Origin of the sequence: Azospirillum sp. Sh1, assembly GCF_008365135.1 — a bacterium.
GTDB lineage: Bacteria > Pseudomonadota > Alphaproteobacteria > Azospirillales > Azospirillaceae > Azospirillum > Azospirillum oryzae.
In genome coordinates this window covers 35,829-59,478 of sequence record NZ_VTTK01000042.1, presented here as the reverse complement: position 1 = coordinate 59,478, position 23,650 = coordinate 35,829, and the positions used below count along the sequence as shown (strand labels likewise).

The window sequence follows — 23,650 nt, the reverse complement described above, 5'->3', positions numbered from 1 at the left end:
GGGATGCATTTCGGAATGTAAATCCAAATGCAGGACCAAGCGCCGGGCTTCCCGCGACTCCACGCCACGCGTCCCCCCCCCCCCCCCCCCCCCCCCCCCCCCCCGGGGGGGGGGGGGGGGGGGGGGGGGGTTGCATTGCGTGCCTCTCCCAAAGCTCCTGTCGCGCTCCCCCCCCACCCTAACCCTCTCCCCGGGGGGGAGAGGGGATTGGAAACGCGTTGGAGTGTCCCCTGATGGACATCCGCCAGCGCCTGCTCGCCGCCTTCGACCTTGAGCACAAGGACCATCTCGCCGCGATCCGCAACGCGCTCCGCGATGCGGAGGCGACGGGCGACGCGCCCGATCTCGTCGACATCCACCGGCGCGCCCACAGCCTGAAGGGCGCCGCCCGCGCCGTCGACCTGCCGGAGGTGGAGGCGATCTCCCACCGGCTGGAAGCCGCCTTCATCGCCGTGCAGAAGGGCGAGATCCCGCTCGACGCCGCCAATGTCGGCGTGTTCCGCCGCGCGCTCGACGCCATCGAGGATCTGGTCGCCTGGTCGCTCCAGGGCGGCGGGGAGGTGGAGACGGCCGGCGTGCTCGCCGACCTCGACGCGCTGGCCGCCGGCGGCCATGGCCGCTCTCCGGCCCCCGCTCCCGCTCCGGCATCCCCCGTCCGCACAGCCGGGACCCGGCCTCCCCGCCAGCGCGAGCGCACCGTCGACGCCGATTCCGCCGCCCTGGTCCGCATCGCCGCCCAGGGGCTGGAGCGTTTGTCGGAAACCGCCTCGGCCCTGCTGCCGGAGGTGGAGGCGCAGGCGGGGCTCGGCGAGCAGCTCCGCGCGATGCGGCAGGAATGGCGGGCGCTCGACCGCGCATGGCGTCATCTGCGCGTGCAGCTCGGCCGCGGCGCCCGGCTGGACACCCGGCCGGAGGATGGCGCCGACGCGCTGGACGGCCGCGGCGCGCTGCCCGCCCTGATGGCTTTCGAACGGCGCTTCCGCGCGCTCGGCGGTGCGCTCGACAGCGCGCACCGCAGCCATGACCGGCTGCTGTGGTCGATGCGGCGCTGGGGCGGCGGCTTCCAGCAGGACATGCGGCGCCTGCGCATGCTGCCGGCGGAAAACCAGCTGAGCGGCCTCGGCCGCATGGTCCGCGACATCAGCCGGGCCGAGGGCAAGGAGGTCGAAGTCGACGTCCGCGGCCTGGAGGTGGAGGCCGACCGCAACGTGCTGCAGCGGCTGAAGGACCCCATCCTCCACATCGCCCGCAACGCCATCAGCCACGGCATCGAAACGCCGGCGGAACGGCTGGCGCTGGGCAAGCGGCCGGCGGCGCGCGTCACCATCGCCGCGTCGGTGGAGGGGGCGCGCCTGCACCTGCGCATCGAGGATGACGGCCGCGGGCTGGACCGCGCGGCGATCCTGCGCAAGGCGGCCGAACGCGGCCTGATCGACGCCGACGAGCTGTCGTCCGGTGAGGAGATGCCGCTGGAGCGGCTGACCGAGTTCCTGTTCCATCCCGGCTTCTCCACCGCGTCGCGCACCACCGAACTGGCCGGGCGCGGCATGGGACTCCCCATCGCCCGGCGGGAGGTGGAGCGGCTGCAGGGCAACCTGACCATCGCCGACCGGCCGGAGGGCGGCACCGCCGTCACCATCGAGGTGCCGCTGAGCCTGCTCAGCCAGCGTCTGGTCTTCGTCGCCGTGCAGGACCAGATCCTGGCGATCCCGTCCGCCGACGTGGTCCGGCTGCGCAATGCCACGGCCGAATCGCTGTTCTCCGGCGTCGGCACCCCAATGATCCGCATCGGCGAGGAGGAGACGCCCGTCACCTCGCTGGCCGCCCTGCTGGGCATGGAGGCGCCGGTGGTGCCCACCGCCGAACGCTCGCTGGCCCTGGTGGTCGTCCGCGCGGCCGACCGGCGGCTGGCGTTGGCGGTCGACCGCTTCGTCGCGACGCGCGAGACGGTGGTGACAGCGGCTGAGGAGACCGGGCTCGACAGCGGCCGCTATCTCGGCACCGTGCTGATGGACGATGGCGGGCCGGCGCTGGTGCTGAACATCTCCGGCCTGATGCCGCTGCCCGGCAGCGTCCTGCCGCCCCCGGCACGCCCGGCGGAAGAGGTTACCCCTGCCCGGGCGCATATCCTGGTCGTCGATGACAGCATCACCACCCGCACGCTGGAAAAGAGCATCCTCGAAGCCCATGGTTATCGGGTGACGCTGTGCGTGGACGGGCGCGAGGCCCTGGAGCGCCTTTCCGAAGGGATGGAGGTTGGCCTGATCATTAGCGACGTCGAGATGCCCCGGATGGACGGTTTCGCCCTGCTGCAGGCGGTGAAGGCCGATAAGCGGCTGGAGGAGATCCCGGTGATCCTCGTCACCTCGCGCGCCAGCGACGAGGACCGCGAGCGCGGCCTGCGGCTGGGGGCGGACGCCTACATCGTCAAGACGCGGTTCGACCAGAACGAGCTTCTGGCCGGCATCCGGCGGCTGCTGTGAGCGGGGCGGCGCACTCCGGACCTCCCGCCGTCGGAAGCCCCACCGTCGGACACCGTCGTATCCGCGTGCTGGTGGTGGAGGACAGTCCGGTCATCCAGCAGCTGCTCAGCCACGTCATCGGCGCCGACCCGCGGCTGGAAGTGGCGGGCATCGCCTCCAGCGGCGAGCAGGCGCTGCGCATGATCGAGAAGAACGCCCCCGACGTGGTGTCTCTCGACATCCGCCTGCCGGGCATCGACGGCTTCGAGGTGACCAGCCGCATCATGCGGCAGACCCCGCTGCCGATCGTCGTGGTGGCGTCCGACGTGCGCGATCTCGACATCCCGATGCGGGCGCTGCAGGCCGGCGCGCTGGCGGTGGTGGAGAAGCCGGGCAGCATGGCGCGCGCCGACTACCAGACGGTGGCGCACCATCTCTGCACCCAGCTGGTCATCATGAGCCAGGTGAAGGTCATCCGCCACCGCATCACCGCGCGGGGCGCGCGTTCTTACAGCGCCCCCGGCGAAACCCCATCCCCGGACGGCCGCCTGCCCGAGGCGGCGGTGACGGCCGACGGCCGCGTCCGCCGTTTCCGTGGGCTTGGCCTCGTCGCCTCCACCGGCGGGCCGGCGGCGCTGTCGAAAGTCCTGAAGGAGCTGCCGGCCGGCTTTCCGCTGCCGGTCTTCGTGGTCCAGCATATGGGCGCCCCCTTCATGGAGGGCTTCGCCAACTGGCTGGGCACCGTCTCCCCGCTGCCGGTGCAACTGGGCGAGGCGGGGGTGAAGCCGCGGCCCGGCACGGTCTATGTGGCGCCGGGCGACCGGCACATGCTGGTGGACAACGGCGCCATCGGCCTGTCCGGCGACCCGGCGGTGTGCGGCCAGCGTCCGTCGGGCGAGGTGCTGTTCCAGTCGATGGCGCGCGCCTATGGCGCCTCCGGCATCGGCGTGCTGCTGACCGGCATGGGTGAGGATGGAGCGAGGGGGCTGGTGGACATGCATCGGGTGGGGGCCTACACCATAGCCGAACACGCCTCCACGGCGGTGATCCACAGCATGCCGGGCACCGCCGTGCGCCTGGGCGGCGCGGTGGAGGAACTGCCTCTCGACCGGGTGGCCGGACGGCTGCTGCAACTGACCTCCGACGAGAAGATGGCGCCATGAACGGACTCCGCAGCCTGGTGGTCATGGGTTCCCAGACCCAGGGGCTTCTGATGAAGCTTCTGCTGGAGGAACGCGGCGTCGAGACCGTCTGCGTCGAAGGCGTGGAGCCGGCCCTGGCCGAGATCGCCGGCAATTCGCAGGATCTGCTGATCGTCGAGGGCGACCTTGCCGGCCCCACCGGCCTTGCCGACCTGCGCGCGCGCAGCGATGCCGCCGTCATGGTGCTCGGCCGCGGCGACGGCGAGCACGATCCCTCCGACCCCAAGGCGCTGGTGGAGGAGGCCTGCGCGCTGTTGGAGCGGCGCAGCGCCCCGCCGACCGTGCCGGAGATCTTCCGCCGCGCCCGCATCCTGATCGTCGACGACAGCGCGACCTATCGCGAGTTCCTGCGCGCCGAGCTGGAGCTGGAGGGCTGCACCGTCACCGCCGCCCGCAACGCCGACGAGGCGGTGACGGCGCTGGCCGGCGGCGGGCTCGACTGCGTCATCCTCGACCTCGTGATGCCGGGGACCAGCGGCACCCAGCTCTGCGAGAGATTCGACAGGTTCCGGCGCCAGCGCGGCCTGTTCTTCCAAATCGTCATCCTGACCAGCCAGGATGACGAGGAACAGCTGATGATCAGCCTGAACGCCGGCGCAGACGATTTCGTCGGCAAGGCGCAGGAGATGGATGTCCTGAAGACCCGGCTGATGGCGCTTCTGCGCCGCAAATACTTCGTGGAGGACCATCTGATGCGGTTGCCGCGGCTTGCACCTTCCGCATAGGAAGGGAGTAGAGCCATCGTGTGATTTCGGAAGCCGGCTTGTCCGTTTATTCTCTGCGGGCTTTTCGAAACTGTCCGACGGTCCGACCGGTGCCGGTGCTCAACACGATGGCGATCAGCCTTCAGCCGTTCCACGACACCCCGATCTCCAGCGACACCGATGTGAGAGACTCCAAGGCGATGCACCGATCTGCGGCCACCCCAATGTCCCCGACCGATCTGCGCTATCGCGAGTGTCTCGACAACGCGCGGCGCGTCTGCGCGGCCGGGACGGTGCCGACCATGCTCGTGATCGGCGGGCCGGAGATGGCCGCCGTCCGCTGCAACGAGGCGCTTGCCTCTCTGCTGAACCACCCGCGCGCCGCCATCCGCGACGAGAGCGGGCCGACCCTGCTGCCCGGCGGCTGGGCGGCGGTGGCCGACGCGCTGCGCCCGCTCTACCGGGCGAAAGGCACTGACGGTCCGGCGCCGCCGCCCGACGGCGCCCCGCTGCAGTTGCCGACCGAGCCGCCGCTGAGCCTGCACGCCACGCCGCTGCTGGTCGACGGCCGCGTGGTTGGGGTGCTGGCGACGGCGACGCTGGACGGCGCCATCGCGCAGCTGGCGGAAACCATGCGGGCGGAGGTGGCGCGCACCACGGCGGCGCGCTCCCGCTTCCTGGCATCCGCCAGCCACGACCTGCGCCAGCCCTTCCAGGCGATGCGCCTGTTCCTCGACGCCCTGACCACCCAGGTGGAGGGCAACGCGCGGGCGACCCGCACCGCCGGCATGCTGGCCAACGCGATGACGGCGGGCGAGCAGCTGCTGAACGCCCTGCTCGACATTTCGACGCTGGACGCCGGCACGGTGGAGGCCGACCTGCAGCCGGTGTCGCTCGACGCGATGCTGCAGTCGCTGGCCGAGGAATTCCGTCCCCAGGCGGAAGAGAAGGGCCTGCGCCTGCGCGTCCATCTGCCTTGCCGGGCGGTCACCCGCAGCGACCCGGTCCTGCTTGGCCGCATCGTCCGCAACCTGCTGGCCAACGCCATCCGCTACACCCAGCGCGGCGGCATCCTGCTGGGATTGCGCAAGCGCGACGGGCAATGGCGGATCGAGGTGTGGGACACCGGCTTCGGCATTCCGCAGGACAAGCTGGACGTCATCTTCGACGAGTTCCACCAGCTGACCAACCCGGCCCGCGACCCGACGCGCGGCCTCGGCCTCGGCCTCGCCATCGTACGGCGCCTGTCGGTTCTGCTGAGCGCGCCCGTCGACGTGCGGTCGCGTTCCGGCCGCGGCTCGGTCTTCGCCGTTACCGTCGACCGCCTGGAGGGGGAGGAGGCGCTCGCCGACACCCCGTCCGCGACGGCCTCGGCCGACCAGGGGGCGGCGGTGCCGTTGGACGGCATGCGCATCCTGGTGGTGGACGACGACAGCATGGTCCTGTCCGGCCTGCTGCTGACCCTGGAAAGCTGGGGCTGCGCCTTCGTCTCCGCATCCAACATGCGCGAGGTGTTCGCCGCCGTCGATGGCTTGGAAGGCCCGCCCGACGCCATCCTGACCGACCTGCGCCTGCCGGGAAAGGTCTCCGGCTTCGACGTGATCGACCGCGTGCGCAAGCTGTTCAAGGCCGACATCCCCGCGGTTGTCCTCACCGGCGAGACCGCGCCCGAATCCCTGCTGGAAGGCCAGCGCCGCGGCTGCGCCTTCCTGCACAAGCCGCTCCACCCCGGCGACCTGCGCCGCGTGCTGGAGGAGGTGCGGCGGGACGGGACGGCCGGATTGGCCCATTAGTCCCCTCTCCCCCCCGGGGAGAGGGTTAGGGTGAGGGGGAAGCGCAGCGAGGATTCTTGGGAAAGGCACTCGGTGCCCCCCCCCCCCCCCCCCCCCCCCCCCCCCCCGGGGGGGGGGGGGGTCCCCCCCCCCCCCGCCCGCCGCGGGGGGGGGGGGGGGGGGGGGGGGGGGGGCGGGCGGCCGGTTTGCCCCCTTCCCCCCCCCCCCCCGGGGGGGGAGGGGGTGGGGGGGGGGGGGAAGCGCAGCGAGGATTCTTGGGAAAGGCACTCGGTGCCTCCCCCTCACCCCGACCCTCTCCCCGGGGGGGAGAGGGTGCATCTCCGATCACCCTCGGCGGGCCTGGATCAGCCGCATAGACGACCGCACCTTCCCGGTCGGCAATGTTCGAAAGCGACCCTGCCATGCCGCGCTTGCGCTCGAATACCGAAGCACGGCAGGCGACGATGTCGACCGCCCGGTGATAGGTCCTACGGGCTTCGTACTTGCTTTGCCAGGACAGCCGTTCCGGCGGCGTATCGTCCTCGACGATCACGAACAGGTCGTAATCGCTGTCGTCTCCGGCATCGCCCCGGGCTTGCGATCCGAACAGGATCACCTTCCGCGGCTGGAAATGGGCGATGACCGGGCGAAGCAGTTCGTCCGGCACCGTCGGCGCGGGAAGATGGCTGTCTCGGTCGATGCCCTGCATACCGTCCCCTCTTAAGCGATGACAGTCTAGCAGGCCCGCACCGCTCCGCTCAATCCCGCCTATCAATCCCGCGGCGGGCTCTGCAGGTACAGCACCAGCAGCCGCACCAGGCTTTCCAGCGCGTTCGCATGGATGCGCTCATAGCCGTGCGAGGCGTCGATGCCGAAGCAGACCAGCGCCGTGCGGATGTCGTTGCCGGCCTCGATGGCCGATGCGCTGTCGCAGCGGTAATAGCGGAAGACGTCGCGCTGGTGCGGGATGTTCTGCGCCTTGCACAACGTCAATAGGGAGTGGGTCAGCGCCATGTCGAACGGGCCGGTGCTGTCGGCCATGGCGATGGTGACGCCATATTCGCTGCTGTTCTGGCCGGGGGCGGTGGTGCCGTTGTCGATGGTCACCATCTCCGCCACGTCCTGATGCAGGATTGAGGACGCGCCCGACCCGACCTCTTCGGAGATCGTGAACAGCAGGTGGCAGTCCACCGGCAGGGCGGCCCCGGCATCGACCACCGCCTTCGCCGCGCCCAGCATCACCGCCACCCCCGCCTTGTCGTCGAGATGGCGCGAGACGATGAAGCCGTTCTCCAGGAATTCCGGCTGCGGGTCGATGGCGACGATGTCGCCGATGTTGAAGCCGTGCGCCTCAAGCTCCGCCCGGTTGCGGCAGGGGGCGTCGACGCGCAACTCGACCTGCTGCCAATTCACCGGCTGGGTGTCGACCTCCTTGTTGAAGGTGTGGCCCGACGCCTTCAGCGGCAGGATGGTGCCGCGCCACGGGCCGCGGTCGGTCAGCACAGTGCAGCGCGCCCCCTCGGCGAAGCGCGACGACCAGTGGCCGATCGGCACCAGCTCCATCCGGCCATTGTCCTTCAGCATCTTTACCTGGGCGCCCAGCGTGTCGACATGGGCGACCAGCGCCCGGTCGGGACTGGCCCGCACGCCCTTCAGGTCGGCGCGGATGGCGCCGCGCCGCGTCAGCTCGTAATGGATGCCCATCCGCTCCAGCTCGGCACAGCACAGCCGCACCACGTCGGTGGTGTAGCCGGTCGGGCTGGGCGTGGTCAGCAGCCGGTAGAGGATGTCGGTGACATAGCCCATATCGATGGGCAGCGGCACGGCCATGGTTGAGTTTTCCTCCTGCTGAAACTTCTCCCGCCTTGCTGAGGATCCCCTCTCCCCCCCGGGGAGAGGGTTAGGGTGAGGGGGACGCGTGGCGTGGATTCTCGTGAAGCCACGCAGTGCATCCCCCTCACCCTCCCCACTTCGTGGGGCCCCTCCCTCTCCCCGGGGGAGAGAGGGCGAATTCGCTACAGCACCCCCCGCGTCTGGGGAAACAGCAGGTCGACGAAACGTTCCGCCGTCGGCTGCGGTTCGTGGTTGGCGAGGCCCGGCCGCTCGTTCGCCTCGATGAACACGTAGCCCGGCCGGTCGGGCGACTCCACCAGCAAATCGAACCCCACAACCGGGATGTCCAGCGCGCGGGCGGCCACCGTCGCCACCTCCACCAATTCCGGGTGCAGGCTGTCGGTCACGTCGTGGATCGTGCCGCCGGTGTGCAGGTTCGCCGTCTTGCGCACCGGCAGCACCTCGCCGGCCGTCAGCACGTCGTCCAGGCTCTTGCTGGCGGCGGCGAGGCAGCGCTCGGTCTCCGCGTCCATCGGAATGTGGCTTTCGCCGCCGGTGGCGGCGGCGCGGCGGCGGCTCTGCGCCTCGATCAGTTCGCGCACCGTGTGGCTGCCGTCGCCGGTGACCTCGGCCGGCCGGCGCACCGCGGCGGCCACCACCTTCTTGTCGATGATGATGATCCGCAGGTCCCGCCCCTCGCAGAACTGCTCCAGCAGCACCGTGTCGCAATGCTGGCGGGCCGACGCGACGGCGCGCTCCATAGTCTCGGCGTCCCGCACATCCACGGTGATGCCGCGTCCCTGCTCGCCGCGCGCCGGCTTGACCACGATGCGGCCATGCGTCGCCAGGAAGGCGGCGTTCTCCTCCGCATCCCCCGCCACCGCCTGGGCCGGCACCTTCAGCATGGCGCGTTCCAGCACGCGGCGCGTCACCGCCTTGTCGTCACAGCGGCTCATCGCGACGGCGCTGGTCAGTTCGCTCAGCGATTCGCGGCAGACCACGCTGCGGCCGCCCCAGGTCAGGCAGAAGTAACCGGCCTCGGCATCCAGCACATCGACGCCGATACCGCGCCGCCGCGCCTCGTTGACGATGATGGTGGCATAGGGGTTCAACTGCTCGCCCGGCTGCGGGCCGGTGAACAGCCGCTCGTTGATCGGGTTCCTGGTCTTCAGCGCGAAGGCCGGAATCCGGCGGAAGTTCAGCTTCTCATAGAGCGCGATGGCGTTCTCGTTGTCATGCAGCACCGACAGATCGAGGAAGGCCCGCCCGCGCGCCTGGACATGCTCCGCCACCGTGCGGACCAGCGTCTCGCCGATCCCCGGAAACGACGCCTGCGGATCGACCGCCAGGCACCACAGCGAACTGCCGTTCTCCGGATCGCCATAGGCATGGGCGTGATCGACCGCCGTCACCGATCCGATCACCTCGCCGGTGGCATCGTCGCAGGCGACGAAATGGGTCAGCACCCGGCTGTTGCGCGACGCCACCAGGAAGGAGGAGGAAACCGGGACCATCCGCCGCCGGGCATAGATGCGCTGCACCCCCTCGGCATCCTCGCGCGTGCGCAGCCGGCGGACGCTGTAGCCCTTCGGCCGACGCCGCGACGGGCGATAGTCGGTCAGCCACAGGCGGAAGGTGTGGGAGGGGTCGAGGAACAGCTCCTGCGGGGCGCGCGACAGGGCGACATGCGGGTCCTGCAGATAGAACACGATGTCGCGGGTGCCGGGCGTCTCCTGCCGCAACGTCTCGATCATGCGGTCGAGATCGTCGAAGGTGTGGGCGAAGATCAGCCGGCCCCACCCGCAATCCACCACCACGTCGGCGCGCGGCGCGTCGGCCTCAGTTTCTCCCGCCGGCGGACGGCCGGTATAGCGCCGGGTGTGGCGCAGGGTGGCGCTGGCGGCGCGTTCCAGCCGGTGCGGTTTCACGCGGGCGTAGCTCATGGGTTCCCCCTGGTCGTCGGATGCGGCTCCCCGCAGTGGCAACATCCGGGGGCGCGGATCGGTCCCGCGCCCGGACGTGCCGGCAGAGCGTCTGTCGTTTTGAGGCGCCTGCTTACAGGCCCTGTTCCTGGAACCAGAATTCCAGCAGAGCCACCTGCCACAGCTTCGACCCGCGCAGCGGCGTGATGTGGCTTTCCGGATCGGCCAGCAGCCGGTCGAGATACTCGCGCCGGAACAGGCTGCGTTCGCGCGCCGCCGGGGCGTTCAGCACGTCCCGCACCCGCTCCAGGAAGGGGCCGCGCAGGTATTTCAGCGCCGGCACCGGGAAATAGCCCTTGGGCCGGTCGATCACCGCGGCAGGCACCACGCGCCGCGCCGCTTCCTTCAGGACGTATTTGCCGCCCTCCGGCAGCTTCATCTCCGCCGGGATGCGGGCGGCCAGCTCGACCAGTTCGTGGTCGAGGAAGGGCACGCGCGCTTCCAGCCCGGCGGCCATCGTCATGTTGTCGACCCGCTTCACCGGGTCGTCCACCAGCATGACGGTGGTGTCGAGCCGCAGCGCCTTGTCCACCGGCCGGTCGGCGCCGGGCATGGCGAAGCGCTGCTCCAGCCAGCGGCGGGAATGGTCCTCGCCGACCAGCCGCGGGTCCAGCGCCTCCGCCATCTCCGCCTGATCGCGGTCGAAGAAGACGCGGGCGTAATCGCTGACGGCGTCCTTGCTCGCCAGCAGCGGCGGATACCAGTGATAGCCGCCGAACACCTCGTCGGCGCCCTGGCCCGACTGCACGACCTTCACCTGCTTCGCCACCTCCTGCGACAGCAGGAAGAAGCCGATGTTGTCATGGCTGACCATCGGCTCCGACATCGCGCGGACGCAGTCGGTCAGCTCCGGCAGGGCGCGGGCGCTGTCGACGAAGATGCGGTGGTGATCGGTGCCGAAATGCTTGGCGACGATGTCGGAATACTGGAACTCGTCGCCGCGCTCGTCGCCCACCGTCTCGAAGCCGATGGAGAAGGTCTTCAGTCCGCTCTGCCCGTTCTCGGCCAGCAGCGCGGTGATCAGCGAGCTGTCCAGCCCGCCCGACAGCAGCACGCCCACCGGAACGTCGGCGACCAGCCGGCGGCGCACCGCGCGGGTCAGCGTCTCCAGCACCAGTTCGCGCCAGTCGGCGAAATCGCGGCCCTCGTCGCCGGACTGCGGCCCGAAGGTCAGCGACCAATAGGTGTTCTCGCGCCGGCTGCCGTCCGGCTCCACGATCATGACCGTGGCGGGGGGCAGCTTCCGCACGCCCTTCAGGATCGTGTAGGGCGCCGGGACGACGGCGTGGAAGCTCATGTAATGGTGCAGCGCCACCGGATCGACGTCGGTGTCGATCCCGCCCGATGCCACCAGGGCGGGCAGGGTGGAGGCGAAGCGCAGGCCGCCCGGAATGTCCGCCAAGTACAGCGGCTTGATGCCCAGCCGGTCGCGGCCCAGCACCACCCGGCCGCTGTCGCGCTCAAAGATGGCGAAGGCGAACATGCCGTTCAGGCGCTTGACGAAATCCGGACCCCAGGCGTGATAGGCCTTGATCAGAACCTCGGTGTCGCCCTCCGAGAAGAAGCGGTAGCCGAACCCGACCAGCTCTTCCCGCAGTTCCCGGTGATTGTAGATGCAGCCGTTGAAGACGATGGCGAGCCCCAGGGCCGCATCCACCATCGGCTGCTGCGATGCCTCGCTGAGATCGATGATCTTCAGCCGGCGATGTCCTAAGGCGACGCGCCCATGGGCGAACAGGCCGTGGCCGTCCGGCCCGCGCGGCGCCAGCTTGTCGCACATGGCCTGGACCGCCACCGTGCTGGCCGCCTCGCCGGCCTTGAAACGAATTTCACCACTCAGTCCGCACATCGGCTGTCGAGCCTCCTCGTTGGTTCAGGACGAAGGGGCGCTCGACCCGCAAGAAGGGCCAAACACCGGGGGCGCCGGCTGCGGAATGCGGCCGCCACCCGTTGCGAGCGATAGACGATGCTCCGATCGTAAAATCGTTGCCGGCACCCGCGCGCCATAACGGCCCACACCGCCCGAGGTTCCATGTCGAAGACCGTCGGGCATCATCGCTCGCAGCCGGCCGCACAATGGCCGGGACTGCTTAGATAGGGATGGAGTTCCAATTTTGCCACCGATCGGGGACGGCGGACTTCTCCGCTCTCACCAGCCTATGGCACGCACCACTTCCGGGGTGAAGCAGTGTCTCGGATTGATGAAACGTCTCTCGGCCGTCATTCCCGCGAAGGCGGGAATCCAGCTATTCCGCGCTGTTCTCTGGCGGGAAGCCTGGATCCCCGCCTTCGCGGGGATGATGCAAAGTTCATTTTCTCCAATTGCTTATCGGTCGCTGTAGCGCCGCTCAAGCGTTGACGTCCCCACAGAGAGGGAGCCATTTCCTACAGCCCGAAAAAGCCCCGCAACCGCGCCAGCAGCGCCTGCGATTCCACCGGCGGCGGCGGGGTGGCGCCCTGCTGGCGCTTAGACTGGCTGACGTTGCGGGTCTGGCGCTCGGCCATCAGTTCGGCCAGCCGTTCCGCCAGTTCCGGACGGCGTCTCAGCACCGGGTCGAGATGGCCGCGCGACAGCTCGAACACCACGGCATCGGTGCAGGCGACGACCGAGGCGCTGCGCGGCTGCCCGGTCAGCAGCGACATCTCGCCGAACAGGTCGCCCGGCCGCAGCCGCGTCAGATGGACCACGCCGGGGTGCGGAGCGTCCTCCGCATCGGAGAGGGCGGGGGCGGCGATCTGGACGTCGAACACCCCCTCGGCGATGACGAACAGCGATTCGCCGGCATCGCCCTGGCGGACGGCGGCGCTTCCGGCGGGAATGTGGAACTGCCGCATCGCCTGGGCCAGCGCGTCCACCTCCTTGTCGTCGAAGGCGTCGAACAGTTCCAACTGGCGCAGCAGCCCGCGCCGCAGCAGACCGCTGTCGGGCGGCCCCGGCTGGCGCCGGCGGACCTCCTGCTTGGGGCGGGCCGGCTCGATCCCGGCGTGGGCGAGGTTGGACAGCACCGCCGTCAGCACGGCATCGCGCACCAGCGACACCCGGCCGCCGTCGTCGGTCCAGAAGCGCGCCAGATAGGACACGCCGTTGGGCGTCACCGCCTCGACGATCACGTCCGGCCGCGGGGTGGGCAGCACGCCGTCGGCGCAGAGCAGGCCCGACAGCAGGATGCGCTTGGCGCGCTCCACCGGCACCTCCTGGTCCAGCAGGATCGGCACGGTGGCGCGGAAGGCCGGGTTGGGGCGGCTGTAATTGACGAAGCGGCTGCCGGCGACGATGCCGTTCGGCACGACGATGGCGGTGCCGTCGCTGGCGATCAGGCGGGTGGCGCGCCAGTTGATCTCGTCCACCCGTCCCGCGACGCCGGGCGACAGCTCCAGCCAGTCGCCCAGCCGGTAGGGATGCTCGATGTTCAGGGCGATGCCGGCGAAGATGTCGGCGATCATGTTGCGCAGCGCGAAGCCCAGCACGGCGATGGCGACGCCCGACGTCGCCAGCAGCCCCGTCACCGGCTGTTCCAGCACGAAGGCCAGGATCGCCAGCACCGCGACGCCATAGACGAAGAAGCGCAGCAGGTCGGCCAGCAGCCGCGGGATGCGCGGCGGCCGGCCGCCGTTGCCAGCCGCCAGCATGTCGATCACCCGCGCCCCGCCCCAGGCGGCGACCAGCCACGCGGCCGACGCGACGGCGATGTCGAACCCGCCGCTCAACGGCGGCCCGACGAAGGACTCCAGATGGCTGTGCAGCCAGGGCTTGACGGCGACCAGCGCAGCCAGAAGGGCCAGGACCAGGGCAGGGGCGGACAGACGCCGCAAGGCGTTCATCGACGGGCTTCTCCTCGGCGGCCGGCCATCCTCGGCCGGGCGAGGGGCGACGATGGCACGAGCAAGCGCCGTCCCGTCAAGCGGTCAATTCAATCAGCGGCTTGACGGTTCAGACGCCCGCCGGACCCGACAAGGCCCGTGGGTATCCCATCACGAAGCCGCCGATCACCGGATCGGACCCCGCGACCATGCCGGCGAAGGCATAGGCGCGGCACAGCACCGCCAGCGCGGTTTCGGCATCGCCGCTCTTGCGCCGGAAGGCATCGCCGTCGCGCAGGTCGGCGAACTCCCCCTGCCAGAAGGACGGATCGTCCAGCGGGCCGAAATTCATCGCCCAGAAGCCGAAGGACCGTCCTGTCCGTTCCCACCGCCCCAGCACCGCCATGTTGCAGTGCCGCTCGTCATGCGAGATGCGGTCGAAGAGTTCGTTCACCGCCTTCGGCTCGCCTTCCAGGACCTGAAGAAACGTCCCCTCATGTTCGATAAGGAAGCCGGTGATGTCCAGACGTCGATTCTTTGCGGAGCTTCGTACACAAATGTCCGCCAAAGCCGAAAAAGGCAGCAGAGAGACCGCATCACTCCGATATAGCAGAGTCAGCATGGCGCTCCTCCCATTTTTGTTTATAAAAATGGCGAGGCAACGGGGGCGTAGTAACCCTTTCTTTCGTAGAGTCGGTGTCGCAGCCGCCGGGCATATCCCGAACCGGATGGGTCTCGGCGGCAGGTGCCGTCAGCGGTCGAGCAATCCGTGCCGCCGGTGCCAGTCCTCCAGCGATTCCTCCGGATAACGGGTGAAATGCACGTCGTTCGGACCCGTCGGCACCTCCACCCACGGCGCCTTGAAGTCCAGCATGATGTGGACCCGCTCCGGCGGCGTCGGCAGCGGCGTGTCGATGGCCGACGCGAAGGGATGGACCAGCTCCGGCCAGGCCGGATCCTCCGCCCACAGCGCCGTGCCGCAGTGTTTGCAGAAATGCCGGTGAGACGGGCCGAGGTGGGTCTGTCCCGGATGGTCGGGGTCCTCCATCGGCGCCCGCCACATCGCCACCGCGTCGCGCCCCTCGACCTCCAGCGTGTCGGCGTCGCCGCCCAGATTGATGGCGTATCCGCCGCCGCCGGCGCTCTTGCGGCAGATGGTGCAGTAGCAGCGCATGTAGGGCACCGGCGTCGGCGAGTTCAGCGTGAAGTGGACGGCGCCGCAGCGGCAGGAACCGGAAAGCTTCATGGCAGTGGTCTCCGCGGAATGGGTGCGTTCTCCCGTCCCGGGAGAGGGAGGGGACCCTCCGAAGGTGGGGAGGGTGAGGGGGAATCCAAGAATTCCGAACCGCATGGTTCCTTGCATCACCTCTCACCCTTCGCTCTCCCGGGGCGGGAGAGGGGATTCAGCACTCAACCCACCTCCGCCTCCCGGCAGAACACCACTCCACACTCCGCCAACCTGTGCCGCGCCTTCTCCAGCGATCCGTTCAGATCGATGGCGCGGCAGCCATCCTCGACCACCACCGCCGCGAATCCGCAGCGCACCGCGTCCATGGCCGAATAGGCGACGCAGTAATCCGTCGCCAGCCCGGCCAGCACCACGCGCGCGATCCCGCGCTCGCGCAGATAGCCCGCCAGCCCGGTTGCCGTGCTGCGGTCGTTCTCGTAGAAGGCCGAATAGCTGTCGATCGCCGTCCGGAACCCCTTGCGCAGCACCAGCTCGGCCCGCGTGGTGTCCAACTCCGGATGGAACTCCGCCCCCGGCGTCCCCTGCACGCAATGGTCCGGCCACAGCGTCTGCGGCCCATAGGGAAATTCGACCTCGGAAAAGGCCGCGCCGCCGGGATGGGCGCTGGCGAAGGAGCGGTGGCCGGCCGGGTGCCAGTCCTGCGTCAGGACCACCGTGCCGAACCGCCGCGCCAGCCGGTTCGCCACCGGCACCACCGCGTCCCCATCCGCCACCGCCAGAGCGCCGCCGGGGCAGAAATCACTCTGGATGTCGATCAGGACCAGCGCGTCGGCCGGCTGCGGAATGAGGGCGGGCATCGGTTGTGTCCATCCGGCGAATGAAAACGGTCGCCTGGAGTGTAGGCACATCCGCCGGTCGGTTCCACCGCCCTCTCCCCGGTTCGGGAGAGGGCAACAAACAAGCGCTCCCGCCGGGCGGCGGCAGCGATACGCATCATCCCATGATGTTTTCGTCCGCCATGCGGCGCGGCATGTCAGTTTGATGCTGGCGGTCCTGCTTCGGCGCCTTGGTGACGCTGAAGCCGATGCCCGACAGCAGAAGGACGCCCAGCGAGGCGACGGTGACGATGTTGCAAAGCATAGTGACTGACCCTTTCCCTAACCTCTTTCGGCCACCCGCCTGTGAGCGGCCGGACCCTTATTCCGCGGTCTTCCCGGCAATAGACGCCGGGCGCCGCTTCTTTCTTCCGTGAGCCGGACCGGGATGAGGGAAAATAATCGTCCGTTGCCCGGACAGTCTTTACTTCCAACACCTTGCCGGCACAGTCTGCGCGGAGCGGTCAGATAGTCCCGCAGCTGCGAACTGGCAATGGAAGCCGGCGAAATATCCGCGCAGCTCTGGTTAACAAAATTGTCATGGCAGAGCTTGGGGGGAGGGGCGGCCATCTGAATGTCACCCCATCCGCTTTGAGCCGCCTCTCTCGGCCGTCATCCCCGCGAAGGCGGGGATCCAGGAAGCTCCGCAATGAAATGGCTAAAACGGCTGGATTCCCGCCTTCGCGGGAATGACGCTGAAAAAGTGGTGGATGATCCTGCGGCGTGTCGGAACAACTCGGCCATTTCCTTTACGGTGTATGCCCCCCCTCCGCCGGCCGCAGGATCACCGTCACCTTCAGCCCCCGGCCGTCCTGCCCGGCGTCCAACCGCACGGCCGCCCCCAGCCGGTCGGCGAGAGCGCGCACGATGGCGAGGCCCAACCCGCTGCCGGTGCGCGGCGGCTCGCCCGGACGGTCCAGGCGATAGAAGCGCTCGAACACCCGCTCGCGCTCGGCCTCCGGAATGCCGGGGCCGTCGTCCTCCACCTCCAGGACAGGCCCCGCCCCGACCCGCACCGTCACCGTGCCGCCTGGATGGTTGTAGCGGATGGCGTTGTCCAGCAGGTTGCCCAGCAGTTCGCCCACCAGCACCGGGTTGCCCACGGCCCGCAGGTCGGCGTCCCCGTCCTCCGGCGCCTCGAACCGGACCTCGATGTCCTGGGCCAGCGCCGCCGGCACCTGCTCCGCAGCGACCTCCATCGCCACCTGCCGCAGGTCGGTCACCTCCGGCGTGGCCGGCACCGCCGGCGCGTCCTCGTCGGCGCGGGCCAGTGCCAGCAACTGCACCAGCAGCCGTTCCAGCCGCTTCACCGCCCCCTCGACATCGTCCAGCGCGGCGCGGCCTTCCGCGCTGTCGGTGCCGAAGCGGCGCAGCAGCGCCAGATGGGTGCGCAGCACTGCCAGCGGCGTGCGCAGCTGGTGCGAGGCATCGGCGGTGAAGCGGCGCATGGTGCCGATGGACTGGTCAAGCCGCGCCAGCAGCCCGTTGATGGCGATCACCAGCGGCAGCACCTCCACCGGCACCACCGCCAGCGGCAGCGGCACCAGCGCCAGTCCGCCCCCCGTCACGCCACGGGCCGAGCGGCTGTCGATCACCCGCCGCAACCGCCCCAGCGGCGCCAGCCCGCGCCCCACCGCCCCCCACACCAGCAGCCCGCTGCCGCCGACCAGCGCCACCTCCAGCAGGGTCAGCCACAGCAGCAGATCGACCTCCACCGCGCGCCGCCCGGCCGTGGTCTCCGCCACCTGGACCAGCACCGGCAGGGGCACGCCGTAGAGCCGCCGGATCTGCGCCGCCACCCGCACGGCATGGCCGCGATAGGTGGCGTCGCGGAACACCGTGACGTTGGTCGGCATCTTCGAGATGTCCGGCAGCGGCAGATCGAGATAACCGGTGATGACCCCGCCCTCATGGGCGACGTTGTAATAGATGCTGTCGCGCGCCTGGCTCTCCAGCATGCCGAAGGCGACGGCGGGCAGGTCGACCGTGACCTCGCCATTGTCGTCGTCCACCGCCAGCCGCTCGGCGATGGCCAGCGTCGAGCCGGCCAGCAGCCGGTCATGGGTGGACTGTACGAAGCCGTGGATCAGCGCCGACCCGCCGACGCCCAGCCCGACCGCCAGCGCCCCCAGCGGCACCAGCAGCCGGGTCAGCAGCCGGCGCCGCAGCGACGGCACGCGCTCTGGTCTGCCCGCCCGAATCGCTGCCATCAGCCGCAATCCATCAGGCGCTTTCCATCAGGTAACCCAGCCCGCGGATGGTGCGGATCTGCGGCCCGTCGGGTTCCAGCTTCTTGCGCAGCCGGGCGACATACAGCTCGATGGCATTCGGCGCCACCGGCTCGTCGAAGCCGAACACCTCGCCTGCCAGCCGGTCCTTCGGCACCACCTTGCCGGCGCGGGTGATCAGCCCCTCCAGCACCGCCAACTCGCGCTTGCGCAAATCCAGCACCCGGCCGTTCAGCGTCACCGTCGCGGTGGAGCGGTCGTAGCGCAGCCCCCCGCACACCAGTTCCGGCACCGGCGTGCCCTGGCCGCGCCGCATCAGCGCGCGCACCCGCGCCTCGAACTCCGCCGGGTCGAAGGGCTTCAGCAGATAATCGTCGGCGCCCAGGTCCAGCCCCTTGACCCGGTCGGCCACCGCCTCCCGCGCGGTCAGGATCATCACCGGTACGGTGGAACCGCGGCGGCGGATTCGCGTCAGCACCTCGAACCCCGACAGGTCGGGCAGCCCCAGGTCCAGCACCACCAGCCCATAGGGCTCCGCCCGCTCCAGCCGCGCCGCCTCCTCCCCCGACGCGACATGGTCGACGGCATAGCCGGCCAGTTTCAGCGCCCCGATCACCCCGCGCGCGAGAGCGGCATCGTCCTCCACGATCAGGATGCGCAAGGGAGCCGCCTATCATCCGAATGGGCCATCATCCGATCGCACCTGTTCCGTTCCACCAACAATTTTCATCCGCGACAGATTGGCGACAGGTTGATTGCCTATAGTCACGACAAAGTCGCTTGTAAGCCCAACCAACCCGGCCCGCAACGGCGCCGTGGAAACCAACCGCAGGAGAGGAAGAGATGCGCACCAAACTGGCCCTTCTGGTCGCGACCGCCCTGAACGTCGCCGTGCCCGCCTTCACCGCCGGCACCGCCATGGCGCAGTCGGTCCCCGCCGGCTACGACCCCGCCTATGCCAAGATCATCGAGGCGGCGAACCAGGAAGGCGCGCTCAGCATCTATTCCGCCACCGACGCGGCCGCCGTGTCGGAACTCCTGAAGGGGTTCGAGGCTCTCTATCCCAAGATCAAGCTGGAATACGCCGACCAGAACTCGACCGAGATGTACAACCGCTTCATCAGCGAGGCGGCGGCCAACACCGGCACCACCGACCTGATGTGGTCGTCGGCGATGGACCTGCAGATGAAGCTGGTCAACGACGGCTACGCCCAGACCTATACGTCGCCGGAAACCAAGAACATCCCCGACTGGGCCAACTGGAAGAACGAGGCCTTCGGCACCACCGCCGAGCCGATCGTCTTCGCCTACAACAAGCGCGTCGTGCCTGCCGCCGATGTGCCGAAGACCCACGCCGACCTCGCCAAGCTGCTTGCTGAGAAGCCCGACGCCTACAAGGGCAAGGTCACCTCCTACGATCCGGAGCGCAGCGGCGTCGGCTTCCTCTACATCACCCAGGACGTGCAGGCCAGCAAGGGCACCTGGGATCTGGTGAAGGCGATGGGGCAGACGGGCGTGAAGCTCTACACCTCCTCCGGCGCGATGATCGAGCGCCTGACGTCTGGCGAGCACACCATCGGCTACAACATGATCGGCTCCTACGTCTTCGAGCGCCAGCATAAGGATCCGGAGTCGCTGGGCGTCGTGCTGCCTACCGACTACACCATCGTGATGTCGCGCATCGCCTTCATCCCGAAGGGCGCCAAGCACCCGAACGCCGCCAAGCTGTTCCTCGACTATCTGCTGTCGAAGGACGGCCAGCAGGCGATGCAGGCCCGCTACATGGGATCTATCCGCACTGATCTTGCCAGTGCCAACCCGACCGCCGGCATTCCGGAAAGCACGCTGCGCCCGATCCATGTCGGCCCGGAGCTGCTGACCTACCTCGATCAGGTGAAGCGCCTGAAGTTCCTGAAGGACTGGCAGAAGGCCCTGCAGGGGAAGTGATTTAGCACCTCCTCGCGACCCCGCCAGAGTCCCCTCTCCCCCCCGGGGAGAGGGTTAGGGTGAGGGGGATGCATGGCGTGGCCTAGTTCGCCGGAAAACGCCCCGCGTCCCCCCTAATCCACCCCACGCCTCCCCCTCACCCCGACCCTCTCCCCGGGGGTGAGAGGGGGGATCCCCCTGGGGAGGGCGCCAAAGCCGCCGAATTCAAGGAAATCCCCCCATGAACCGCGCGACGCGCATCGCGGTGATCGTCGCCATGGCGATCGCCGTGCTGGCCCCGATCGGGCTGGTCGTCTACCAGAGCTTCCTCGACGGGCCGTTCTTCCAGCCCAAGATCTCCTTCACCCTGTCGGCCTACGAGTTTGTCCTGGACGACGAGGACTTCTTCGACGCCCTCTACAACTCGGCCGTCATTGCCTTCGGCATGACCGCCATCGCCGTGCCGGTCGGCGCGCTGCTGGCCTTCCTGATGACCCGCACCGACCTGCCGGGCCGCCGCTGGATCGAACCGGTGATCCTGGTGCCGATGTTCGTGTCGTCGGTGGTGCTGGCCTTCGGCTTCGTGGTCAGCCTCGGCCCGGCCGGCTTCGTCACCCTGTGGTTCAAGGGCGTCTTCGGCTTCGTCCCCTGGTACCTCTATTCCAAGACGACGCTGATCGTCATCGCCGGCCTGACCCACGTTCCGCACGTCTTTCTCTACACCTCGTCGGCCCTGCGCAGCCTGGGCTCCGACGTGGAGGAGGCGGCAAGGATGACCGGCGCCGGCCCGCTGCGCACGGCGCTGACCGTCAGCCTGCCGATGGTGATGCCGAACATCCTCTACGCCGCCGTACTCGTCTTCTTCCTGGGCTTCGAGCTGTTCGGCCTGCCGCTGGTGCTGGGCGATCCCGAAGGCATCCTGGTGCTGGCGACCTACCTCTACAAGCTGACCAACAAGCTCGGCACGCCGTCCTACCAGCTGATGGCGGTGGTGGTGGTGGCGATCATCTGCATCGCCCTGCCGCTGGTGGCCCTCCAGCGTTTCCTGCTGCGCGCCGCCAACCGCTATGTCTCGGTCAAGGGCAAGGCCGCGGCGCAGAAGCCGGTCTCCATCGGCGTCTGGCGCTGGCCGGCCGCGGCGATGATCACCGCGTGGCTGCTGTTCACCGTGGTGGTCCCGCTCAGCGGTCTGGTGTTGCGCGCCTTCGTGTCGAGCTGGGGCGAGGGCGTCAATCTGCTGGACGTGCTGACGCTGGCGCATTTCCGCGAGCTGATGGAGTTCCCAAACCTGACCCGCGGCATCGTCAACACGCTGCTGATCGCGTCGGTCGGCGGAGCCCTGTCAGTCGGCGTCTACACGATGCTGAACCTCGCCGCCCACCGCTGGCAGTCGGGCTGGACCAGGCTGATGGACTATCTGGTCCTGCTGCCCCGCGCCATGCCGGGTCTGGTGGCCGGTCTGGCGATCTTCTGGGTCTTCCTGTTCACGCCCTTCCTGTCGCCGCTGCGCCAGACCATGATCGCCATCTGGGTCGCCTACACGCTGGTCTGGCTCGCCTACGGCATGCGTCTGGTCAGCGGTGCCCTGCTGCAGATCGGCCCGGAGCTGGAGGAGGCCGGCCGCATCGTCGGCGCCAGCCCCGGCCGGGTGTCGCGCGACCTGACGATCCCGCTGGTCAAGGTCGGGCTGTTCTCCAGCTGGCTGCTGATCTTCGTCACCTTCATGCGCGAATACTCGACCGGCGTCTATCTGCTGGCCCCCGGCACCGAAGTGATCGGCTCGCTGCTGGTCTCGCTGTGGGGCACCGGCGCCGTCGATCTCGTCACCGCGCTCTCCACCGTCAACATCGCGATGATCGGCGGCGGCCTGCTGCTGATGTCGCTCTTCGGGAAACGCTCCCATGGCTAAGCTCATCATCGACGACCTGCACCTGTCCTACGGCAACAACGAGATCCTGAAGGGCATCACCGCCACCTTCGCTCAGGGCGAGATCGTCGCCCTGCTCGGCCGGTCGGGCAGCGGCAAGACCACGCTGTTGCGCTCCATCGCCGGGCTGGAGGAGCCGAAGAAGGGCGTCATCTCCATCGGCGACCAGCCGGTGTTCGACGCCGCCGCCGGCCTGAACGTGCCGTCGGAAAAACGCGGCCTCGGGCTGGTCTTCCAGTCCTACGCGCTGTGGCCGCACAAGACGGTGTTCGAGAACGTCGCCTACGGCCTGCGCCTGCGCAACGTGCCGAAGGCGGAGCTTCAGCAGCGCGTCGCCACCGTGCTGGACGGTGTCGGTTTGGGCCATCTCGGCGACCGTTATCCGCACCAGATGTCGGGCGGCCAGCAGCAGCGCGTGGCCTTGGCCCGTGCCCTGGTCTACAACCCGCCGGTCATCCTGCTGGACGAGCCGCTGTCGAACCTCGACGCCAAGCTGCGGGAGGAGGCGCGCATCTGGATCCGCAACCTGATCAAGCGGATGAACCTGACCGCCGTCTTCGTCACCCACGATCAGGTGGAAGCGATGGCGATCGCCGATCGCATCGTCCTGCTCGACGGTGGCCGCATCGTCCAGGCCGGCACGCCGGAACAGCTCTACACCGAGCCGGTCAGCCTGTTCGCCTCGGAGTTCATGGGCGTCAACAACCAGATCCTGAGCCGCGTGCAGGACAAGCGCGGCGGCTACGCCCGCATCGACCTGTCCGGCATTCCCCTGTGGGGCAAGGACCGCGCCGGCAAGGGCGTGTCGGACGAGGCCACCGGCGTCATCCGCCTGGAACAGGTCGAGGTGGTGGACGGCCCAGGGGGAGGGGAGGGCGAGAACCGCATCCCGGCGGAGCTGGAGACCTCGGTCTATCTCGGCAGCCATTGGGAGCATGTGTTCCGCTGCGGCGACCAGACGCTGCGCGCGTTCGGGCGTCCGCTGGCGGCCGGGACGCATTGGCTGCACCTTCCGCCGGAGCAGCTTTGGGTGTTTTGAGGGGGTTTACGTTCGTCGGCGTTTTGCCCCCTCCCCAACCCTCCCCCGCCTTTGGCGGGAGAGGGTGCCTTATGCGAAGCGGCGGCAGTCCCCTCTCCCGCGCCAGCGGGGGAGGGTTAGGGAGGGGGCACCGCCTAACACACTCAAACCTCGATCAGCGCATAAGGCCGCCCCGTCTCCTTCGGGATCGTCTGCGCCACGTTATACACCGGCGTCCCCCGCAGCGTTTTCCCGGTATAGCTCCCGTGATGCGCATGCCCATGCGCCACCGCCCGCACATTGTCGAAGCGGTCGATGGTCTCCGCCAGCCGCGACGAGCCCAGGAACGGGAAGATCTCCGTCGGCTCCCCCTCCACCGTCGCGGCGATCGGGGCATAGTGCAGCACGACGAACACCCGCTCGGTGTCCAGCTGCCGCAGCGCGCTTTCCAGCCGCATCGCCTCGTTCACCGCCTCGTGGACGAACTGCTTGATCGCCGGCTCGCCGAAGCTGTCGAGCATCCGGTTGCCGAACCCGCCGCCGAAGCCCTTCACCCCGGCGAAGCCCACCCCGCCGATCTCCTGCGGCGCGCCGTCGAGGAACCGCACCCCGGCCCAGCATCCAGGGCTACCTCCGCGTCCCGGAAGCGCAATATCTCTGAAAGTAACTTTCCACCCGCGGGATTCATGAGTCGGTGGGCGCGTTGGATTTAGCAAACAATCCTTCCAATG

At 69.1% G+C, this 23,650-nt stretch carries 19 protein-coding genes; 7 read left to right on the top strand and 12 right to left on the bottom strand.

From position 1 onward, the window contains the following. Positions 1–233: 233 nt before the first annotated feature. The 4 genes from FZ029_RS28390 to FZ029_RS28375 all read left to right on the top strand — a co-directional run bounded on the left by FZ029_RS28390 (position 234) and on the right by FZ029_RS28375 (position 6,161). On the top strand, positions 234–2,483 hold the full coding sequence (locus FZ029_RS28390; protein WP_149273083.1) for a response regulator: 2,250 nt from the start codon (positions 234–236) through the stop codon (positions 2,481–2,483). Then, complete coding sequence (gene cheB, locus FZ029_RS28385) at positions 2,480–3,625, top strand: chemotaxis-specific protein-glutamate methyltransferase CheB (protein ID WP_149273082.1); 1,146 nt, start codon at positions 2,480–2,482, stop codon at positions 3,623–3,625. Before FZ029_RS28390 ends, cheB begins: the two co-directional genes overlap by 4 nt. After that, positions 3,622–4,389: a response regulator gene (locus FZ029_RS28380; protein WP_149273080.1), complete on the top strand. Its 768-nt coding sequence runs from the start codon at positions 3,622–3,624 to the stop codon at positions 4,387–4,389. The genes cheB and FZ029_RS28380 overlap by 4 nt, the downstream gene beginning before the upstream one ends. Positions 4,390–4,496: 107 nt before the next feature. Then, positions 4,497–6,161: a hybrid sensor histidine kinase/response regulator gene (locus FZ029_RS28375; RefSeq protein ID WP_149273078.1), complete on the top strand. Its 1,665-nt coding sequence runs from the start codon at positions 4,497–4,499 to the stop codon at positions 6,159–6,161. 25 nt (positions 6,162–6,186) lie between these two features. Here the strand turns inward: FZ029_RS28375 and FZ029_RS33760 are convergent, their stop codons facing one another. From FZ029_RS33760 to FZ029_RS28325, 11 genes are all read right to left on the bottom strand, one after another. Beyond that, positions 6,187–6,849 (bottom strand): nucleotidyltransferase domain-containing protein, encoded by a 663-nt coding sequence (locus tag FZ029_RS33760; RefSeq protein ID WP_247892541.1) that lies wholly within the window; start codon positions 6,847–6,849, stop codon positions 6,187–6,189. Between the two features lie 62 nt (positions 6,850–6,911). Continuing rightward, positions 6,912–7,970, bottom strand: a complete 1,059-nt coding sequence (locus tag FZ029_RS28365) for an osmoprotectant NAGGN system M42 family peptidase (RefSeq protein WP_188052093.1) — start codon at positions 7,968–7,970, stop codon at positions 6,912–6,914. A gap of 185 nt (positions 7,971–8,155) precedes the next feature. Continuing rightward, positions 8,156–9,916 carry an N-acetylglutaminylglutamine synthetase gene (gene ngg / locus FZ029_RS28360; RefSeq protein ID WP_149273076.1) on the bottom strand — a complete coding sequence of 587 codons (1,761 nt, stop codon included), beginning with the start codon at positions 9,914–9,916 and terminating at the stop codon, positions 8,156–8,158. Positions 9,917–10,028: 112 nt separating this feature from the next. Continuing rightward, positions 10,029–11,804: an N-acetylglutaminylglutamine amidotransferase gene (locus tag FZ029_RS28355; RefSeq protein ID WP_149273075.1), complete on the bottom strand. Its 1,776-nt coding sequence runs from the start codon at positions 11,802–11,804 to the stop codon at positions 10,029–10,031. Between the two features lie 536 nt (positions 11,805–12,340). Next, positions 12,341–13,777 (bottom strand): mechanosensitive ion channel family protein, encoded by a 1,437-nt coding sequence (locus FZ029_RS28350; protein ID WP_149273073.1) that lies wholly within the window; start codon positions 13,775–13,777, stop codon positions 12,341–12,343. A gap of 109 nt (positions 13,778–13,886) precedes the next feature. Then, positions 13,887–14,378 carry a BLUF domain-containing protein gene (locus FZ029_RS28345; protein WP_149273072.1) on the bottom strand — a complete coding sequence of 164 codons (492 nt, stop codon included), beginning with the start codon at positions 14,376–14,378 and terminating at the stop codon, positions 13,887–13,889. Between the two features lie 129 nt (positions 14,379–14,507). Next, positions 14,508–15,002: a GFA family protein gene (locus tag FZ029_RS28340; protein WP_149273070.1), complete on the bottom strand. Its 495-nt coding sequence runs from the start codon at positions 15,000–15,002 to the stop codon at positions 14,508–14,510. Positions 15,003–15,166: 164 nt separating this feature from the next. Continuing rightward, positions 15,167–15,802: a bifunctional nicotinamidase/pyrazinamidase gene (pncA, locus tag FZ029_RS28335; RefSeq protein WP_149273069.1), complete on the bottom strand. Its 636-nt coding sequence runs from the start codon at positions 15,800–15,802 to the stop codon at positions 15,167–15,169. Positions 15,803–15,938: 136 nt separating this feature from the next. Further along, the gene (locus FZ029_RS33230; protein ID WP_170307224.1) at positions 15,939–16,085 is read right to left on the bottom strand and encodes a hypothetical protein; all 147 of its coding nucleotides are present in this window, start codon (positions 16,083–16,085) and stop codon (positions 15,939–15,941) included. A gap of 484 nt (positions 16,086–16,569) precedes the next feature. Further along, positions 16,570–18,030 (bottom strand): sensor histidine kinase, encoded by a 1,461-nt coding sequence (locus tag FZ029_RS34005; RefSeq protein WP_149273067.1) that lies wholly within the window; start codon positions 18,028–18,030, stop codon positions 16,570–16,572. 13 nt (positions 18,031–18,043) lie between these two features. After that, the gene (locus tag FZ029_RS28325; protein WP_149273065.1) at positions 18,044–18,709 is read right to left on the bottom strand and encodes a response regulator transcription factor; all 666 of its coding nucleotides are present in this window, start codon (positions 18,707–18,709) and stop codon (positions 18,044–18,046) included. A gap of 182 nt (positions 18,710–18,891) precedes the next feature. Here FZ029_RS28325 and FZ029_RS28320 point away from each other — a divergent pair, with 182 nt between their 5' ends. The 3 genes from FZ029_RS28320 to FZ029_RS28310 all read left to right on the top strand — a co-directional run bounded on the left by FZ029_RS28320 (position 18,892) and on the right by FZ029_RS28310 (position 22,940). Then, positions 18,892–19,995 (top strand): ABC transporter substrate-binding protein, encoded by a 1,104-nt coding sequence (locus FZ029_RS28320; RefSeq protein ID WP_149273063.1) that lies wholly within the window; start codon positions 18,892–18,894, stop codon positions 19,993–19,995. 220 nt (positions 19,996–20,215) lie between these two features. After that, positions 20,216–21,883, top strand: a complete 1,668-nt coding sequence (locus FZ029_RS28315) for an iron ABC transporter permease (protein ID WP_149273061.1) — start codon at positions 20,216–20,218, stop codon at positions 21,881–21,883. Then, on the top strand, positions 21,876–22,940 hold the full coding sequence (locus FZ029_RS28310; protein ID WP_149273059.1) for an ABC transporter ATP-binding protein: 1,065 nt from the start codon (positions 21,876–21,878) through the stop codon (positions 22,938–22,940). Before FZ029_RS28315 ends, FZ029_RS28310 begins: the two co-directional genes overlap by 8 nt. A 143-nt stretch (positions 22,941–23,083) precedes the next feature. Here the strand turns inward: FZ029_RS28310 and FZ029_RS28305 are convergent, their stop codons facing one another. After that, the gene (locus FZ029_RS28305; RefSeq protein WP_247892540.1) at positions 23,084–23,527 is read right to left on the bottom strand and encodes a hypothetical protein; all 444 of its coding nucleotides are present in this window, start codon (positions 23,525–23,527) and stop codon (positions 23,084–23,086) included. Positions 23,528–23,650: the final 123 nt, after the last annotated feature.

What these genes read in the sequence shown, in the direction of transcription:
- FZ029_RS28390 (WP_149273083.1), top strand. Translation starts at nt 234, where the DNA reads ATGGACATCCGCCAGCGCCTGCTCGCCGCCTTCGACCTTGAGCACAAG.
- FZ029_RS28380 (WP_149273080.1), top strand. Translation starts at nt 3,622, where the DNA reads ATGAACGGACTCCGCAGCCTGGTGGTCATGGGTTCCCAGACCCAGGGG.
- FZ029_RS28375 (WP_149273078.1), top strand. Translation starts at nt 4,497, where the DNA reads ATGGCGATCAGCCTTCAGCCGTTCCACGACACCCCGATCTCCAGCGAC.
- FZ029_RS33760 (WP_247892541.1), bottom strand. Translation starts at nt 6,849, where the DNA reads ATGCAGGGCATCGACCGAGACAGCCATCTTCCCGCGCCGACGGTGCCG.
- FZ029_RS28365 (WP_188052093.1), bottom strand. Translation starts at nt 7,970, where the DNA reads ATGGCCGTGCCGCTGCCCATCGATATGGGCTATGTCACCGACATCCTC.
- ngg (WP_149273076.1), bottom strand. Translation starts at nt 9,916, where the DNA reads ATGAGCTACGCCCGCGTGAAACCGCACCGGCTGGAACGCGCCGCCAGC.
- FZ029_RS28355 (WP_149273075.1), bottom strand. Translation starts at nt 11,804, where the DNA reads ATGTGCGGACTGAGTGGTGAAATTCGTTTCAAGGCCGGCGAGGCGGCC.
- FZ029_RS28350 (WP_149273073.1), bottom strand. Translation starts at nt 13,777, where the DNA reads ATGAACGCCTTGCGGCGTCTGTCCGCCCCTGCCCTGGTCCTGGCCCTT.
- FZ029_RS28345 (WP_149273072.1), bottom strand. Translation starts at nt 14,378, where the DNA reads ATGCTGACTCTGCTATATCGGAGTGATGCGGTCTCTCTGCTGCCTTTT.
- FZ029_RS28340 (WP_149273070.1), bottom strand. Translation starts at nt 15,002, where the DNA reads ATGAAGCTTTCCGGTTCCTGCCGCTGCGGCGCCGTCCACTTCACGCTG.
- pncA (WP_149273069.1), bottom strand. Translation starts at nt 15,802, where the DNA reads ATGCCCGCCCTCATTCCGCAGCCGGCCGACGCGCTGGTCCTGATCGAC.
- FZ029_RS33230 (WP_170307224.1), bottom strand. Translation starts at nt 16,085, where the DNA reads ATGCTTTGCAACATCGTCACCGTCGCCTCGCTGGGCGTCCTTCTGCTG.
- FZ029_RS34005 (WP_149273067.1), bottom strand. Translation starts at nt 18,030, where the DNA reads ATGGCAGCGATTCGGGCGGGCAGACCAGAGCGCGTGCCGTCGCTGCGG.
- FZ029_RS28320 (WP_149273063.1), top strand. Translation starts at nt 18,892, where the DNA reads ATGCGCACCAAACTGGCCCTTCTGGTCGCGACCGCCCTGAACGTCGCC.
- FZ029_RS28315 (WP_149273061.1), top strand. Translation starts at nt 20,216, where the DNA reads ATGAACCGCGCGACGCGCATCGCGGTGATCGTCGCCATGGCGATCGCC.
- FZ029_RS28310 (WP_149273059.1), top strand. Translation starts at nt 21,876, where the DNA reads ATGGCTAAGCTCATCATCGACGACCTGCACCTGTCCTACGGCAACAAC.